Origin of the sequence: Rhizobium sp. BR 317, from assembly GCF_047445835.1 — a bacterium.
GTDB classification, from domain to species: Bacteria; Pseudomonadota; Alphaproteobacteria; order Rhizobiales; family Rhizobiaceae; genus Rhizobium; species Rhizobium paranaense.
The window spans coordinates 42,836-58,189 of the sequence record NZ_JARWLB010000019.1 but is presented as its reverse complement, the minus strand read 5'-3'; the positions used below and the strand labels follow the sequence as shown (position 1 = coordinate 58,189).

The following is a 15,354-nucleotide window of genomic DNA, read 5'->3' as shown; positions in this document are numbered from 1 at the left end:
CCTCCCCGACCAGATAGTAACGCTATTGCCCAGTTACGCGGGTAATGAACACGGTCACGACCGGCTTCTTGCCCCAGCCATGGTTGGCCGCAGCGCGCACAGCCCGACGCGCGGCTTCCTGCACCATGTCGATATCCTTGCGGCGGGCGCGCGGGATGCTTTCGATGGCACTGACGATGGCATCGAAGAGCGTGTCTTCCATGTCCTCGCCCTCATCGTCATAGGCCGGAAGGCCGATAGCAACGAGATCGGGATCGCCGACGATATCATAACGGGCATCGAGCACGACATTCACAGCGACATGGCCGACATAGGAAAGCTTCTTGCGCTCGCCAATGCCCATCTCGTCGAAATCGCCGATCAGCGTGCCATCCTTGAAGATACGGCCATGCGGCGCCTCGCCGATCACCTCTACAGGACCCGGAGCCAGTCGCAATATGTCGCCATTGCGAACCCGCGGCACAATGGAAATGCCGGACTGTTCGGCCAGTTCTTTATGTGCGGTCAGATGCGTCGCTTCGCCATGCACCGGCACAACGACCTTCGGCCGCGTCCATTCATACATCCGCTGCAGCTCGTTGCGGCGCGGATGGCCGGAGACATGTACCAGTGCTTCGGCATCCGTCACGACATGCACGCCCTGCTCGGTGAGGCCGTTCTTGATATCCTGGATGGCCTTCTCATTGCCGGGAATAGCGCGCGATGAGAAAACGACGATATCGCCGGCGGCGAGCGCGACGTTGCGCATCTCGTCACGCGAAAGCTTGGCAAGCGCCGCGCGCGGCTCGCCCTGGCTGCCGGTCAGGATGACGACGACCTTGTCGCGCGGGATATAGCCATATTCATCTTCAGCGATGAACGGCTTGATGCCTTCCATGATGCCGATGTCGCGCGCGACATCGACGACACGCTTCAGCGAACTGCCGAGCAGCAAAATCTCGCGGCCCGCAGCCTCGGCAGCCTCGGCGATGGTGCGAATACGGCCGACATTCGAGGAGAAAGTCGTGATCGCTACTCGACCCTCTGCGTCCTCGATGATCTTGCGCAGGCTTTCGGAAACATCCTTTTCCGAGGGAGATACGCCGTCTCGCAGCGCATTGGTGGAATCGCACATCAGCGCCAGCACGCCTTCATCACCGAGCTGGCGGAAACGCGCCTCGTCGGTCAGTGGCCCGAGCGACGGCTCGTGATCGATCTTCCAGTCGCCGGTGTGGATGACATTGCCGACCGGCGTGCGGATCATCAGCGACATCGGTTCGGGAATGGAGTGATTGACGCCGACACCCTCGATGCTGAAGGGGCCGACATTGATGCGATCGCCAGCCTTGAACGGCGTGATCGGGATCTCGCCCATCGACTTTTCGTAGTCGCGCTTGGCTTCCAGCAGGCCGGCAGTGAAGGCGGACGCGTAGACCGGAACGTTCAGGCCCGGCCAGAGATCGTTCAGCGCGCCATAGTGATCCTCATGCGCATGCGTGATGAAGATGCCCTTGAGGTTCTTGCGTTCCTTGGCGAGGAAACGAATATCGGGGAGCACAAGATCGACGCCCGGAAGGTCCGGACCGGGAAAGGTGACGCCGCAATCGACCATGATCCACTGGCGATGCTCAGGCGCGCCATAGCCGTAAAGCGCGAGATTCATGCCGATCTCGCCGACGCCGCCGAGTGGCAAAAACACCAGTTMGTCTTGGTTTGCCATATCTATCTTTTACCTACGATCTGAAAAAAACGTCGCCMGCGGCGATCGGCAAAATCTTGCCGCCGATATCGAGCATCAATAAGCCATTATCATCGATTCCGGCGAAATGGCCGGAAATCGAACGGTCCGGCAGATTCACGGTGATCTTTTCGCCGATGCCACAAGCGACCTCACGCCAGCGTGCGGTCACCTCGCGAACGCCTTTGCCGCTGTTCCAAACGGCCAATGCCTCGGCCATGGACGCGTAGAGATGCGCAAACAGTTCCTCCGGCGATACGGTCGAGCCATGCTCATGCAGGTAGGTGACCGGATAGAGCGGGTTTTCCGGTTTGACGGCAATATTGATCCCGATGCCGATCACCAGCGCATACCGTCCATCCGCAAGGGCCTCTCCCTCGATCAGAATGCCGCAGGTCTTCTTGCGGCCGATCAGGATATCGTTCGGCCATTTGACCTCGACGGGCTCCGCGGCCAGAGGCAGCACGCCACGCACCGCCTGATGCACGCCAATTGCGACAGCCAGCGGCAGGGAGCCGAGGCGGTCCATGGGGGCCGGATCGATCAGAAGAAGGGAAGCATAGAGATTGCCGCGTTCGGACACCCAAGGGCGCCCGCGGCGTCCGCGGCCGCCTGTCTGGCGGTCCGCTGTCACCCAGAGATTGCCGGCATCGCCTGCCCGCGCCCGCTCCAGGCATTCGCTGTTGGTGGACGCGGTCACTGAAAGGGCATCGTGCCGGAAGTCGGCGAGCGACTTCCGGCTGTTCATGTCAGACGCCATCAAAACAGCGTCGCGGCAGCGAGATCGGCCGCACCGCCGATAGCACCGCCGAAGAAGACGTAGGTGACGACGAAGAGACCCGAAAGGCCGAAGACCAGACGCAGCGAACCGGCAGTGCGGGTAAACTCGTCCTTGGCTTCATCGAACCACATCACCTTGATGACGCGCAGATAATAGTAGGCGCCGACGACCGATGCGAGAACGCCGATGATGGCGAGCGCATAGAGATGGGCCTGGATGGCTGCGACGAAGACAAAGTACTTTCCGAAGAAGCCGGCGAGCGGCGGGATGCCGGCAAGCGAGAACATCAGCGCCGTCAACACGACCGCCATGAACGGATTCGTCGTGGAAAGGCCGGCGAGGTCGTCGACGTTCTCAACCTGGCGACCATCCTTGCGGCGCATCGCCATGATGATGGCGAAGGAGCCGAGCGTCATGACCATGTAGATGACCATGTAAAGCATGACACCGGAGACGCCGGTCTTGTTGCCGGCAGCAAGGCCGACCAGCGCATAGCCCATGTGACCGATGGAGGAATAAGCCATCAGTCGCTTGAAGTTGCGCTGACCGATTGCGGCGAAGGAGCCGAGCAGCATCGAGGCGATCGAGATGAAGACGATGATCTGCTGCCAGTCGGCAAGCACCGGATGAAAAGCGGTGACCACGATACGGGTCAGGATCGCCATGGCCGCAACCTTCGGGGCAGCGGCAAAGAAGGCGGTGACCGGGGTCGGCGCACCTTCATAGACGTCCGGCGTCCACATGTGGAACGGCACGGCGGAAATCTTGAAGGCCAGGCCGGCGAGCACGAAGACCAGACCGAAGACGAGGCCGAGCKAACGGGTCTCAGCGCTGAGCGCGGTGGCGATGGCATCGAAGGTCGTGTGACCGGTGAAGCCATAGACCAGCGACATGCCGTAAAGCAGCATGCCCGAGGACAGCGCGCCGAGAACGAAATACTTCAGACCGGCTTCCGTCGACTTGACGCTGTCGCGGTTGATGGCAGCAACGACGTAGAGCGCCAGGGACTGCAGCTCCAGCGACAGATAGAGCGAGATCAGGTCATGTGCCGAGATCATCAGCAGGATGCCGAGGGTCGCCAGCAGCAGCAGCACGGGGAATTCGAAACGATCGAGCTGCTGCTCGCGCGCATGCCCCATGCTCATGAACATGGCGACGATCGAGCCCACTAGGGCGACGATCTTCATGAAGCGCGAGAAGCCGTCGGCGAGGTAGGCGCCGCCGTAAGCCAGGCCTTCGCCGGGCACGAAGATGATCCAGAGACCGGCCACCGCAAGAACCGCAATGGCAAGACCGGTTACCGTCGGTCCCGACCGTTCGCCCGAGAAGACGCCAATCATGAGCAGCACAAGCGCACCGACCGCGAGGATGAGCTCCGGGATGGAAAGATGCAGGCTTGCAAGAATTGTGTCAGCAGTCATGTCGAATAAGTCCCGTCATCAATTCATCGACAGCGCAACATTCTGCGCGGCGTGCAGGGCTGCGGTGTAGTTGTTCACGAGCAGATCAACCGAAGCGGCCGTCGCATCGAAGATCGGAGCCGGATAGACGCCGAAGAAGATGGTCAGCGCGATCAGCGGATAAAGGATGAGCTGTTCGCGAGGCGACAGATCCAGCAGCTTCTTCAGGTTTTCCTTTTCCAGCGCGCCGAAAATGACGCGGCGGTAGAGCCAGAGCGCGTAAGCGGCTGAAAGAATGACGCCGGTGGCAGCGAAGAGTGCAACCCAGGTGTTGGCACGGAAGACGCCGATCAGGGTCAGGAATTCACCGATGAAGCCGGAGGTGCCGGGCAGACCGACATTGGCCATGGTGAAGACCATCATCGCGACGGCATATTTCGGCATGTTGTTGACCAGGCCGCCATACGCCGCGATCTCGCGGGTATGGGTGCGGTCGTAGACCACGCCGACGCAAAGGAAGAGCGCGCCGGAGACAATGCCGTGCGACAGCATCTGGAAGATCGCACCCTGAACACCCTGCTGGTTGGCCGCGAAAATGCCCATGGTGACATAGCCCATGTGCGCGACCGAAGAGTAGGCGATCAGCTTCTTGATGTCTTCCTGCATCATCGCCACGAGCGAGGTGTAGATGATGGCGATGACGGACAGAGCGTAGACGAGCGGCGCGAAATATTCCGACGCATTCGGGAACATGCCGATCGAGAAGCGGATGAGACCGTAGCCGCCGAGCTTCAGAAGAATACCAGCCAGGATGACCGAGCCCGCCGTCGGCGCCTGAACGTGTGCGTCGGGCAACCAGGTGTGAACCGGCCACATCGGCATTTTCACCGCGAAGGAAGCGAAGAAAGCCAGCCATAGCCATGTCTGCATCTGCGGCGGGAACTTGTAGGCGAGCAGCGTCGGGATGTCCGTCGTGCCGGCCTGCCAGTACATCGCCATGATGGCGAGCAGCATCAGCACCGAGCCGAGCAGCGTATAGAGGAAGAACTTGTAGCTAGCGTAGACGCGATCCTTGCCGCCCCAGACGCCGATGATCAGGAACATCGGGATCAGGCCGGCTTCGAAGAAGACGTAGAACAGCACGATATCCAGCGACGTGAACACGCCGACCATCATCGTCTCGAGGACGAGGAAGGCGATCATGTAGTCCTTCAGGCGTTTCTCGACCGAGAGCCAGCTCGCCAGCACGCAGAAGGGCATCAGGAAGGTCGTCAGGATGACGAACAGCATGGAAATGCCGTCGACGCCCATGTGATAGCTGATGCCGGAGCTCAGCCAGCCATGCTTCTCGATCATCTGGAAGCCCGGATTGGCGTTGTCGAAGCCAATCCAGACATACAGCGACACGACGAAGGTGAAGACCGTGGTCAGCAGCGATACGTTCAGGATGTTGCGGCGGCCGTTGGGTCCGTCATCCCGCATGAACAGCAGGAGAAGGACGCCCACCAGCGGCAGGAAGGTGACCGTTGAAAGAATAGGCCAATCGGTCATCAGAGGGAACTCCCGAGCATCATCCAGGTAACGAGGGCCGCAATACCGAGCAGCATCGCGAAGGCATAGTGATAGAGGTAACCGGTCTGCAGGCGGACGACGCGGTTGGTGACATCGACGACGCGGGCAGCAACACCGTTCGGGCCGAGGGTATCGATGACCCCGATATCGCCCTTCTGCCAGAGGAAGCGACCAAGCGCCTTGGCGGTACGGACGAAGAGGAAGTCATAGAGCTCGTCGAAGTACCACTTGTTCAAGAGGAACTCATAGAGAACGCGATGCTGCCGTGCGAGGACCTTCGGGGTCTCCGGCGACTTGATGTACATGTACCAGGCCAGCACGAAGCCGAGCAGCATGGCGATGAACGGGCTGATGCTCACCCAAGCCGGAACATGTTCCATCTCTTCGAAGATGTGGTTCGTGGGCAATGTGAACAGCGCGGTCTTCCAGAACTCGCCATAAGCCTCGCCGACGAAATCGCTTCTGTAGACCATACCGGCGAGGACAGCGCCAAGCGCCAGCAGATAGAGCGGGATCAGCATAACGTTCGGCGATTCATGCACGTGATGCATGACCTCGTGCGAAGCGCGGGGCTTGCCGAAGAAGGTCATGAAGATCAGGCGCCAGGAGTAGAAGCTGGTGAACAGCGCGGCGATGACCAAGAGCGTGAAGGCGAAGCCAGCGACCGAGCTGTGCGAAGCATAGGCAGCCTCGATGATCGCGTCCTTCGAGATAAAGCCGGCAAAACCGAAATGGGTGAAGGGAATGCCAACACCGGTGATCGCCACCGTGCCGATAATCATCATCCAGAAGGTCTTCTGGATATGCGGGCGCAGGCCACCCATGTAACGCATGTCTTGCTCGCCATCGACGGCGTGGATGACCGAGCCGGCGCAGAGGAAGAGCAGAGCCTTGAAGAAGGCGTGCGTGAACAGATGGAAGATAGCCGCGCCGTAAGCGCCGACGCCAAGGGCGACGAACATATAGCCGAGCTGCGAACAGGTCGAATAGGCGATGACGCGCTTGATATCGTTCTGCACCAGACCGACCGTCGCAGCGAAGAAGGCGGTGATCGCACCTATGACGGTAACGAAGGTCAGGGCGTCAGGCGAAAGTTCGAAGATCGGCGACATGCGGGCGACGAGGAAGACACCGGCGGTGACCATGGTCGCGGCATGGATGAGCGCCGACACCGGGGTCGGGCCTTCCATTGCGTCCGGCAGCCAAGTGTGCAGCAGGAATTGTGCCGACTTACCCATGGCGCCCATGAAGAGCAGCAGGCAGACGCCGGTCAGTGCATGCGCACGATCAAGATGCATGCCGAAGAGGTTGAGCACGATATCGCCCGGCTGACCACCCTGCCCTGCGGCAAAGCTCTGGGCGTTGCCGAAGATGACATCGAAGTTGATCGAGCCGAAGAGAACGAAGACACCGGCGATGCCGAGCACGAAACCGAAGTCGCCGACGCGGTTGACGATGAAGGCCTTGATCGCAGCCGCGGACGCCGAAGGCTTCTTGAACCAGAAACCGATGAGCAGATAGGAAGCCAGACCGACGCCTTCCCAGCCAAAGAACATCTGGGCAAGGTTGTCTGACGTCACCAGCATCAGCATGGCGAAGGTGAAGAGCGAGAGATAGGCGAAGAAGCGCGGACGATGCGGATCGTGATGCATGTATCCGATCGAGTAGACGTGAACGAGGGTCGAAACCGTGTTCACGACGATCAGCATCACCGAGGTCAGCGTATCGATGCGCAACATCCAGGAGACGTCGATGCCGCCGGACTGGATCCAGCGCAGCACTTCCACCTTGATCGGTTCGTCGGTGTGACCAAGCGCGACCGTGAAGAAGACGATCCAGGACAAAACCGCGGCGATGATCATCAAGCCGGTGGTGACGTATTCCGAGGCCTTGGCGCCGATCCCACGGCCGAAGAGGCCGGCAATGATCGCGCCGATCAGGGGAAGAAAGACGATAGCCTTATATAAAAACATAGCTGTATCAGCCCTTCATCACGTTGACGTCTTCGACCGCGATGGAACCGCGGTTACGGTAGAAGACGACGAGAATTGCAAGACCGATGGCCGCTTCGGCAGCAGCGACGGTCAGAATGAACAAAGCGAAGACCTGGCCGACGATATCGTTGAGGAACGACGAGAAGGCGACCATGTTGATGTTGACCGCAAGCAGGATGAGCTCGATCGACATCAGGATGATGATGACGTTCTTACGGTTCAGGAAGATGCCGAAAACGCCGAGTACGAAAAGGATGGCGCTGACCGTCAGGTAGTGGGAAAGTCCGATGACCATATTCTTGTTCCTTTGACCCTCGTGCCGCGCCTTAGACGCCCTGCCCCGGCTTGACCTTGACCACCTCGACGGCGGTCGCGGGCGTGCGGGCGACCTGTTGCGGAATGCTCTGGCGTCTGACGTGGGTGCGATGCCGCAGCGTCAGCACGATCGCGCCGATCATCGCGACCAGCAGCACAAGACCGGCGATCTCGAAGAAATAAACGTAGTTGGTATAGAGCACGTCGCCGAGTGCGGCGGTGTTCGTGCGGGTCGTCACTGCCGGGATCGGCATGGCAACCGACTTGGCGACAACAGGCGAAATCACGCTGCCGCCGATGACGACGATCAGCTCGGCGGCGAGAATGATGCCGATCAGCGCGCCGATCGGCGCATATTCCAGAATGCCGGCCCTGAGCTCGGAGAAGTCGATGTCGAGCATCATGACGACGAAGAGGAAGAGAACCGCGACGGCGCCGACATAGACGACCAGCAGGATCATTGCCAGGAATTCCGCCCCCATCAGGAGGAAGAGGCCGGCGGCATTAAAGAATACCAGGATGAGGAACAGGACCGAATGGACCGGATTCCGCGCCGAGATAACCATGAACGCCGACGCCACCGCGACAAAGGCGAAGATATAGAAAAAAAGAGCCTGCAGACCCATGTTGGTGCCTTTTTCGTCTTCCCCCGGGCAGCCGGGAGTGTCCCTGCCCGATGGGACTTGGCTGGACATGCGTCCGCCAAAGCCCCGGTCTCTATTCCACCGCGACGGCGACAATCTCAGCCGCCCGTCACGGCATATTCAAAATTCCGCTCAGCGGTACGGCGAGTCGATCGCGATGTTGCGCGCGATTTCGCGTTCCCAGCGGTCGCCATTTTCCAGAAGCCGCGCCTTATCGAAATAAAGCTCTTCGCGGGTTTCGGTGGCGAATTCGAAGTTCGGCCCTTCGACGATGGCGTCGACCGGGCAAGCCTCCTGGCAGAAGCCGCAATAGATGCACTTCACCATATCGATGTCATAGCGCACCGTGCGGCGGGTGCCGTCGTTGCGGCGCGGCCCGGCTTCGATGGTGATGGCCTGAGCAGGACAGATGGCTTCGCAGAGCTTGCAGGCGATGCAACGCTCTTCGCCGTTCGGATAACGGCGCAGCGCATGTTCGCCACGGAAGCGCGGGCTGACCGGCCCCTTTTCGAAGGGATAATTGATCGTCGCCTTCTGCTTGAAGAAATAACGCATCGACAAAAAGAATGCGCCGACGAATTCCTTGAGGAACAGCGAGCTGACGGCGTTGGAAATTCCGGCCATCTTCAACCTCCAAATCTGCTTGAAGCGAGGAACGACATCATCATGCCCATCCCGTCAGCTTCAGCACGAATGCAACGATAATGACCATGGCAAGCGACAGAGGCAGGAACACCTTCCAGCCGAGGCGCATGAGCTGGTCGTAGCGGTAGCGCGGCACGAATGCCTTGACCATCGCGAACATGAAGAAGACGAGGCACGACTTCAGCAGGAACCAGATGATGCCCGGGACCCAGTTGAGGATCCAGATATCCACCGGCGGCAGCCAGCCACCGAGGAAAAGGATCGTAGTCAGCGAGCACATCAGAACGACGGCAGCATATTCGCCGAGCATGAACATCATGTAGGGCGAAGAGCCATATTCAACCATGAAGCCGGCAACCAGCTCCGATTCCGCTTCCGGAAGGTCGAAGGGCGGACGGTTCGTTTCGGCGAGCGCCGAAATGAAGAACACGATGAACATCGGGAACAGCGACAGCCAATGCCAGTCGAGGAACGAAGCCGGCAGGCCGAGCTTGGTACCGAGGCCGGTCTGCTGCGACATGACGATATCGGTCAGGTTCAGCGAGCCGACGCAGAGCAACACGGTAACGATGACGAAGCCGATCGAGACTTCATAGGACACCATCTGCGCGGCGGAGCGCAGCGCGCCGAGGAACGGATACTTCGAGTTCGAAGCCCAGCCGCCCATGATGATGCCGTACACTTCGAGCGACGAAATCGCCAGAATGTAGAGAATGCCGACATTGATGTCGGCGATAACCCAGCCATGCGCCACCGGCACGACGGCCCAGGTGGAGAGCGCCAGGACCACGGAGACGAGCGGTGCCAGCAGGAAGACGGTCTTGTTGGCGCCGGCCGGGATGATCGGCTCCTTGACCATGAACTTCAAAAGGTCGGCGAAGGACTGGAACAGGCCGAAAGGACCGACGACGTTCGGGCCGCGGCGCAACTGAACCGCCGCCCAGATCTTGCGGTCGGCAAGAAGGATATAGGCGATGAAGATCAGTAGGCAGACCAGGAGCAACACGGACTGACCGATGATAATCAGCGCCGGCCAAAGATAGGTCGAAACGAATGAATCCATAGTCCTCTGCCCTTACTCTGCCGCAGCCTGGAAATTGTTGCGGGCCAATGCCGAGCACTCGGCCATAACAGCCGAGGCACGCGCTATCGGGTTCGTCAAATAGAAGTCTTTGATCGGCGAAGCAAACCCGGATTTACCCATCGCGCCAGCTTTTTTCGCGAGTGCGGCAATTTGGGCGCTATCGCCTTCGGCGATCTCGTCGATGCCTGCGAAATGCGGGAACGCAGCATAGAGCTTGGCACGCAATTCTCTCAGCGAATCAAAGGGAAGCTTCTTGCCGAGTACATCGGAAAGGGCGCGGATGATGGCCCAGTCTTCGCGAGCATCGCCCGGTGCGAAACCGGCGCGGTTGCCCATCTGAACGCGGCCTTCGGTGTTGACCCAGGTACCCGACTTTTCGGTGTAGGTGGCGGCCGGCAGAATGACGTCGGCATTGTGTGCGCCGTTGTCGCCATGCGAGCCGATGTAGACGGTGAACTTCGCGCCCTTGCGGGTGAAGTCGAGCTCGTCAGCGCCAAGCAGGAAGAGGACGTCCATCGAGGACAGCATCGCCGCAGCGTTGACGCCCTTTGCCCCCGGTACGAAGCCGAGATCGAGGCCGCCAACGCGGGACGCTGCCGTATGCAGTACAGCAAAGCCGTTCCAGCCATCCGTCACGACGCCGACAGCGGCAGCGAGCTTGGCGGCATTCGCCAGCACTTCGGCGCCGTCTTCGCGAATGAGAGCACCCTGGCCAATGATGATCATCGGCTTCTGTGCATTCTTCAGAACGTCGGCGAAGCCATGCGAACCGCTGACGACATCAGCCAGCGTATCCGGACCAGCGCCGAGATAGTCATAGGAGTAGCGCAGGTCGGCATGTTCGCCGATCACGCCGATCGGGAACTTGCCCTTGCGCCAGCGCTTGCGGATGCGCGAGTTCAACACGGCCGCTTCGAAGCGCGGCGTGGCGCCGATGATCAGCAGCGCGTCGGCAGCTTCGATGCCTTCGATGGTCGGATTGAAGATGTAGCTTGCGCGGCCAAGCGACGGATCAAGCGCCGTCCCGTCCTGGCGACAGTCGAGATTTTCCGATCCCAGCGACTTCAGCAGCTCCGAGAGCGCGTACATTTCCTCGACGGAAGCAAGATCGCCGGCGATCGCGCCGATCTTGTCGCCGCTGGTGGCGGCAACCGCGGACTTGATGGCGGCGAAAGCATCGCTCCAGGTCGCAGCCTGCAGGCGGCCGTCCTTGCGGACATAGGGCTTGTCCAGGCGCTGCGTCTTCAGGCCGTCCCAAATGAAGCGGGTCTTGTCGGAGATCCACTCTTCGTTGATCTGCTCGTTGACGCGCGGCAGAACGCGCATGACTTCGCGGCCGCGGGTGTCGACGCGGATGGCCGAGCCGAGCGCGTCCATGACGTCGATCGATTCGGTCTTGTTCAGTTCCCACGGACGGGCCGTGAAGGCGAAAGGCTTCGAGGTCAGCGCGCCGACCGGGCAGAGGTCGACGACATTGCCCTGCAGCTCGGAGGTCATTGCCTGCTCGAGATAGGTGGTGATCTCGGCGTCTTCGCCGCGGCCGATCAGGCCGAGTTCGGAAATGCCGGCGACTTCCGTCGTGAAGCGGACGCAGCGCGTGCAGTGGATGCAGCGGTTCATCACGGTCTTGACGAGCGGGCCGATATATTTGTCTTCAACGGCGCGCTTGTCTTCCTGATAGCGCGACGAGTCGATGCCGAAGGCCATGGCCTGGTCCTGCAGGTCGCATTCGCCGCCCTGGTCGCAGATCGGGCAATCCAGCGGGTGGTTGATCAGCAGGAATTCCATCACGCCTTCTCGGGCCTTCTTGACCATCGGCGTGTTGGTGAAGACTTCCGGAAGCTCGCCATTCGGGCCGCCGCGGATATCGCGCACGCCCATGGCGCAAGAAGCCTGCGGCTTCGGCGGGCCGCCCTTTACCTCGACGAGGCACATGCGGCAATTGCCGGCCACCGACAGTCGTTCATGGAAGCAGAAGCGCGGGACTTCGGCGCCGGCTTCCTCGCACGCCTGGATAAGCGTGTAGTGATCCGGAACTTCGATCTCTTTACCGTCAATCTTCAGTTTTGCCATCGTCCACTCAGTCCTATGTCACGTCTGCCGCCGTATATGGCCGCAGACAATTTCATGATCGCAACACCGTCTCGCCACCGGCGCGGCATTTGAGCCGCGTGGCACCGGTCTTGCTCACAATCACCTTTGCCGAACCTTGCCCCACAAGATCAGCATCTTGGCTGAGACATCACAGGCCGCGCCCGCAAGATGCTCACCGCCTCATTCACACCCTCGGCCGCTCGGGACGCAGCCGAAGAAACTCTCAACTCCGGCCTTTCGGCTGTAGCGCCATCGCCTGGCCAACCCAATCGTCGCGTCGGATACGGCCATCGAAACCGAGTTCCGCATCGATCCGCTCGACATCCGCCTCGTTCCAGGCGGCGATATCGGCAAAGCGCAGAATACCGCGCCCGTTCAAAACCTGCTCCAGCTTCGGACCGATGCCCGAAATCCGCTTCAGGTCATCCGTCTTCACGGCGACTTTGCTGCTGCGTGCAGGCGCCGTGGTCGGCTTTGCCGCAACCGGCTTTACGGCAACAACCTTGGCCTTGACTGGGGCCTTCGTGGGCGCCTTTGCCGGCTCCACCTTCACAGCAACGGGTTTCGGCTCGGCCTTCTGCACCCTCGCCGGCTTTACTGTCACCGGTTTGGCAGCAGGCGATGCCTTCACCGGCGTCGCCTCCCCTGCCACTTCGCTCTTTGCCGCCGGCTTTTCTTCCACAGCGACATTGTTCTTCTCGTCCAGCGAACCAGCGAACTTGTTGGTCGCCTCGACCGCGCTTTGCAGCGCGCCGAAGAATGCACCGGCCATTTGCGACGAGAAGCCGAACCCGATTGCGGTCGCCGCAGCAAATGCAGCAGCCGGATGTGCCATTAGCGGATTGATCGACAAGACTGGCGAATTCCGCAGCATATCCGCAGCAATACGGCCGAGATCAGCCGATGCATCGGCCACTCCGCTGTTCTGCCTTGTATCCGTGGTCTTCGCCATCATCGTCCTTACTCGGCCGCTTCCAGCACCGCGCCGTGGCTTGTGGCATTGGCCGTGTATTGGTCAATGCGCTTTTCGATTTCCGGGCGGAAGTTGCGGATCAGACCCTGTACCGGCCATGCGGCGGCGTCGCCGAGCGCACAGATGGTGTGGCCTTCGATCTGCTTCGTCACCTGGAACAGCATGTCGATTTCGCGCTTCTGCGCATTGCCCCGAGCCATACGCTCCAGCACGCGCCACATCCAGCCGGTGCCTTCACGGCACGGCGTGCACTGGCCGCAGCTCTCATGCTTGAAAAAGGCCGAGATACGGGCGATCGCCTTGATGATGTCGGTCGACTTGTCCATGACGATCGCAGCCGCCGTACCGAAGGACGACTTGACTTCGCGCAGACCGTCGAAATCCATCGGACAATCGATGATGTCGGCCGCCGGAACGACCGGGCACGACGCACCGCCGGGAATGACAGCGAGCAGATTGTCCCAGCCGCCACGAATGCCACCGCCGTGCTTCTCKACCAGTTCGCGGAAGGTGATGCCCATCGTTTCTTCGACCGTGCACGGACGATTGACGTGGCCGGAAAGCATGAACAGCTTCGTGCCGACATTGTTCGGACGGCCGAAGGAGGAGAACCAACCGGCACCGCGGCGCAGGATCGTCGGCGCAACGGCGATCGACTCGACGTTGTTKACGGTTGTCGGGCAGCCATAGAGACCCATATTGGCCGGGAATGGCGGCTTCAGGCGCGGCTGGCCCTTCTTGCCTTCCAGGCTTTCGAGCAGCGCGGTTTCTTCGCCGCAGATGTAGGCACCGGCGCCATGATGAACAAAAACATCAAAATCCCAACCGAGCTTATTGTTTTTGCCGAGAAGACCGGCATCGTAGCATTCGTCGATCGCGGCCTGCAGGGCTTCGCGCTCGCGCATATATTCGCCGCGGACATAGATGTACGCCGTGTTCGCACCCATGGCGAAACCGGCGATGACGCAGCCTTCGATCAGCGTATGCGGATCGTGGCGCATGATGTCGCGGTCTTTGCAGGTGCCGGGCTCGGACTCGTCGGCATTGACGACGAGGTAATGCGGACGGCCATCGCTTTCCTTTGGCATGAAGGACCACTTGAGCCCGGTCGGGAAGCCGGCGCCACCGCGGCCGCGCAGGCCCGATGCCTTCATCTCGTTGACGATCCAGTCCCGGCCCTTTTCGAGGATCTGCTTGGTGCCGTCCCAGTGGCCGCGGCTCATCGCGCCTTTCAGGGACTTGTCCTTGAGACCGTAGATATTGGTAAAGATGCGATCCTGATCCTGTAACATACCTTACCTCTTACTCAGCCTTGTCGCCGACAGCCGTATTGTCTTCTTTGGCCGGAGCCGCCTTCGGATGCTCGGCGGGCAGCGCGGTCTTGCCATCGGCCGGGCTCTTCAGCGCCGGATTGGTCTCAGCATCGCTGCTAACGGGCTTGGCTGCCTCGGATGGCGGCAGCACAACCGTTTCGGCGGCAACCTTAGCACCAGCCTTCTTCTTCGTCTTCGTCGCCGGCGAATCCAGAAGCGACGTCAAACCACCTTCCGGTGCGGAGAAAACACGATCAATCTGCGGACCGGTCTGCACTTCGCTGCCCTTGCCTGCGACAAATGCGTCGATGATCTCTTCGAGACGTTCCGGCGTCAGATCCTCATAGGTATCCTTGCCGATCACGACCATCGGTGCGTTGACGCAGGCGCCCTGACATTCGACCTCTTCCCAGGAGAGCGTGCCTTCGGCGTTGCGTTCCAGCGCGTGGTCGGCGATCCGGCTCTTGCAGACCTTCACCAGGCCTTCGGCGCCGCGCAACATGCAGGGCGTCGTGCCGCAGACCTGGATATGGGCGCGGCTGCCAACCGGATGCAGTTGGAACTGCGTGTAGAAGGTGGCGACTTCGAGCGCCCGGATATAAGCCATATCAAGCATATCGGCGATCTTTTCGATGGCCGCCTTGGTGACCCAGCCATCCTGCTCCTGCGCACGCATCATCAGCGGGATGATCGCGGATTGCTGGCGGCCCTCGGGATATTTCTTGATCGTCTTTTCAGCCCAAGCCGTGTTCTCCTGGTTAAAGGCGAAGGCGGCAGGCTGGAATTGATCTTCGGCTAGTCGACGAACGGACATCTTTCACG

Annotated in this window: 12 protein-coding genes and 1 pseudogene; all 13 read right to left on the bottom strand. The window is 60.4% G+C overall.

Features of this window, described 5'->3' with window-relative positions; genetic code table 11:
* Nucleotides 1-22: 22 nt before the first annotated feature.
* Entirely contained in the window at nucleotides 23-1,699 is a 1,677-nt protein-coding gene (locus tag QD357_RS24770) for a ribonuclease J (protein WP_414125237.1), read from the bottom strand.
* A gap of 13 nt (nucleotides 1,700-1,712) precedes the next feature.
* Nucleotides 1,713-2,477 (bottom strand): biotin--[acetyl-CoA-carboxylase] ligase, encoded by a 765-nt coding sequence (locus QD357_RS24765; RefSeq protein ID WP_107107745.1) that lies wholly within the window; start codon nucleotides 2,475-2,477, stop codon nucleotides 1,713-1,715.
* Nucleotides 2,477-3,919: an NADH-quinone oxidoreductase subunit NuoN gene (nuoN, locus tag QD357_RS24760; protein WP_414125236.1), complete on the bottom strand. Its 1,443-nt coding sequence runs from the start codon at nucleotides 3,917-3,919 to the stop codon at nucleotides 2,477-2,479. The genes QD357_RS24765 and nuoN overlap by 1 nt, the downstream gene beginning before the upstream one ends.
* A gap of 18 nt (nucleotides 3,920-3,937) precedes the next feature.
* The gene (locus tag QD357_RS24755) at nucleotides 3,938-5,449 is read right to left on the bottom strand and encodes an NADH-quinone oxidoreductase subunit M (protein WP_107107743.1); all 1,512 of its coding nucleotides are present in this window, start codon (nucleotides 5,447-5,449) and stop codon (nucleotides 3,938-3,940) included.
* Entirely contained in the window at nucleotides 5,449-7,443 is a 1,995-nt protein-coding gene (gene nuoL / locus QD357_RS24750; protein ID WP_414125235.1) for an NADH-quinone oxidoreductase subunit L, read from the bottom strand. The genes QD357_RS24755 and nuoL overlap by 1 nt, the downstream gene beginning before the upstream one ends.
* A 7-nt stretch (nucleotides 7,444-7,450) precedes the next feature.
* Nucleotides 7,451-7,759 (bottom strand): NADH-quinone oxidoreductase subunit NuoK, encoded by a 309-nt coding sequence (gene nuoK / locus QD357_RS24745; RefSeq protein WP_004122490.1) that lies wholly within the window; start codon nucleotides 7,757-7,759, stop codon nucleotides 7,451-7,453.
* 31 nt (nucleotides 7,760-7,790) lie between these two features.
* Nucleotides 7,791-8,405 carry an NADH-quinone oxidoreductase subunit J gene (locus tag QD357_RS24740; RefSeq protein ID WP_104822690.1) on the bottom strand — a complete coding sequence of 205 codons (615 nt, stop codon included), beginning with the start codon at nucleotides 8,403-8,405 and terminating at the stop codon, nucleotides 7,791-7,793.
* A 150-nt stretch (nucleotides 8,406-8,555) separates the two neighbouring features.
* Nucleotides 8,556-9,047: an NADH-quinone oxidoreductase subunit NuoI gene (gene nuoI / locus QD357_RS24735; RefSeq protein WP_092710917.1), complete on the bottom strand. Its 492-nt coding sequence runs from the start codon at nucleotides 9,045-9,047 to the stop codon at nucleotides 8,556-8,558.
* Nucleotides 9,048-9,087: 40 nt separating this feature from the next.
* Nucleotides 9,088-10,131 (bottom strand): NADH-quinone oxidoreductase subunit NuoH, encoded by a 1,044-nt coding sequence (gene nuoH / locus QD357_RS24730; protein WP_107107741.1) that lies wholly within the window; start codon nucleotides 10,129-10,131, stop codon nucleotides 9,088-9,090.
* A 12-nt stretch (nucleotides 10,132-10,143) separates the two neighbouring features.
* Entirely contained in the window at nucleotides 10,144-12,225 is a 2,082-nt protein-coding gene (nuoG, locus tag QD357_RS24725; RefSeq protein WP_414125234.1) for an NADH-quinone oxidoreductase subunit NuoG, read from the bottom strand.
* A 244-nt stretch (nucleotides 12,226-12,469) separates the two neighbouring features.
* Nucleotides 12,470-13,198 carry a 5' DNA nuclease gene (locus tag QD357_RS24720; RefSeq protein WP_107108115.1) on the bottom strand — a complete coding sequence of 243 codons (729 nt, stop codon included), beginning with the start codon at nucleotides 13,196-13,198 and terminating at the stop codon, nucleotides 12,470-12,472.
* Between the two features lie 8 nt (nucleotides 13,199-13,206).
* Nucleotides 13,207-14,511 carry an NADH-quinone oxidoreductase subunit NuoF gene (nuoF, locus tag QD357_RS24715; RefSeq protein WP_028754009.1) on the bottom strand — a complete coding sequence of 435 codons (1,305 nt, stop codon included), beginning with the start codon at nucleotides 14,509-14,511 and terminating at the stop codon, nucleotides 13,207-13,209.
* A 55-nt stretch (nucleotides 14,512-14,566) separates the two neighbouring features.
* Nucleotides 14,567-15,346, bottom strand: a pseudogene (gene nuoE / locus QD357_RS24710) (NADH-quinone oxidoreductase subunit NuoE); the annotation flags it as partial.
* Nucleotides 15,347-15,354 lie beyond the last annotated feature (8 nt).

Bases quoted from the DNA above. Each gene is read 5' to 3' on its own strand.
- QD357_RS24755 (WP_107107743.1), bottom strand. From the start codon at position 5,449: ATGACCGATTGGCCTATTCTTTCAACGGTCACCTTCCTGCCGCTGGTG.
- nuoL (WP_414125235.1), bottom strand. From the start codon at position 7,443: ATGTTTTTATATAAGGCTATCGTCTTTCTTCCCCTGATCGGCGCGATC.
- nuoK (WP_004122490.1), bottom strand. From the start codon at position 7,759: ATGGTCATCGGACTTTCCCACTACCTGACGGTCAGCGCCATCCTTTTC.
- QD357_RS24740 (WP_104822690.1), bottom strand. From the start codon at position 8,405: ATGGGTCTGCAGGCTCTTTTTTTCTATATCTTCGCCTTTGTCGCGGTG.
- nuoI (WP_092710917.1), bottom strand. From the start codon at position 9,047: ATGGCCGGAATTTCCAACGCCGTCAGCTCGCTGTTCCTCAAGGAATTC.
- nuoH (WP_107107741.1), bottom strand. From the start codon at position 10,131: ATGGATTCATTCGTTTCGACCTATCTTTGGCCGGCGCTGATTATCATC.
- nuoG (WP_414125234.1), bottom strand. From the start codon at position 12,225: ATGGCAAAACTGAAGATTGACGGTAAAGAGATCGAAGTTCCGGATCAC.
- QD357_RS24720 (WP_107108115.1), bottom strand. From the start codon at position 13,198: ATGGCGAAGACCACGGATACAAGGCAGAACAGCGGAGTGGCCGATGCA.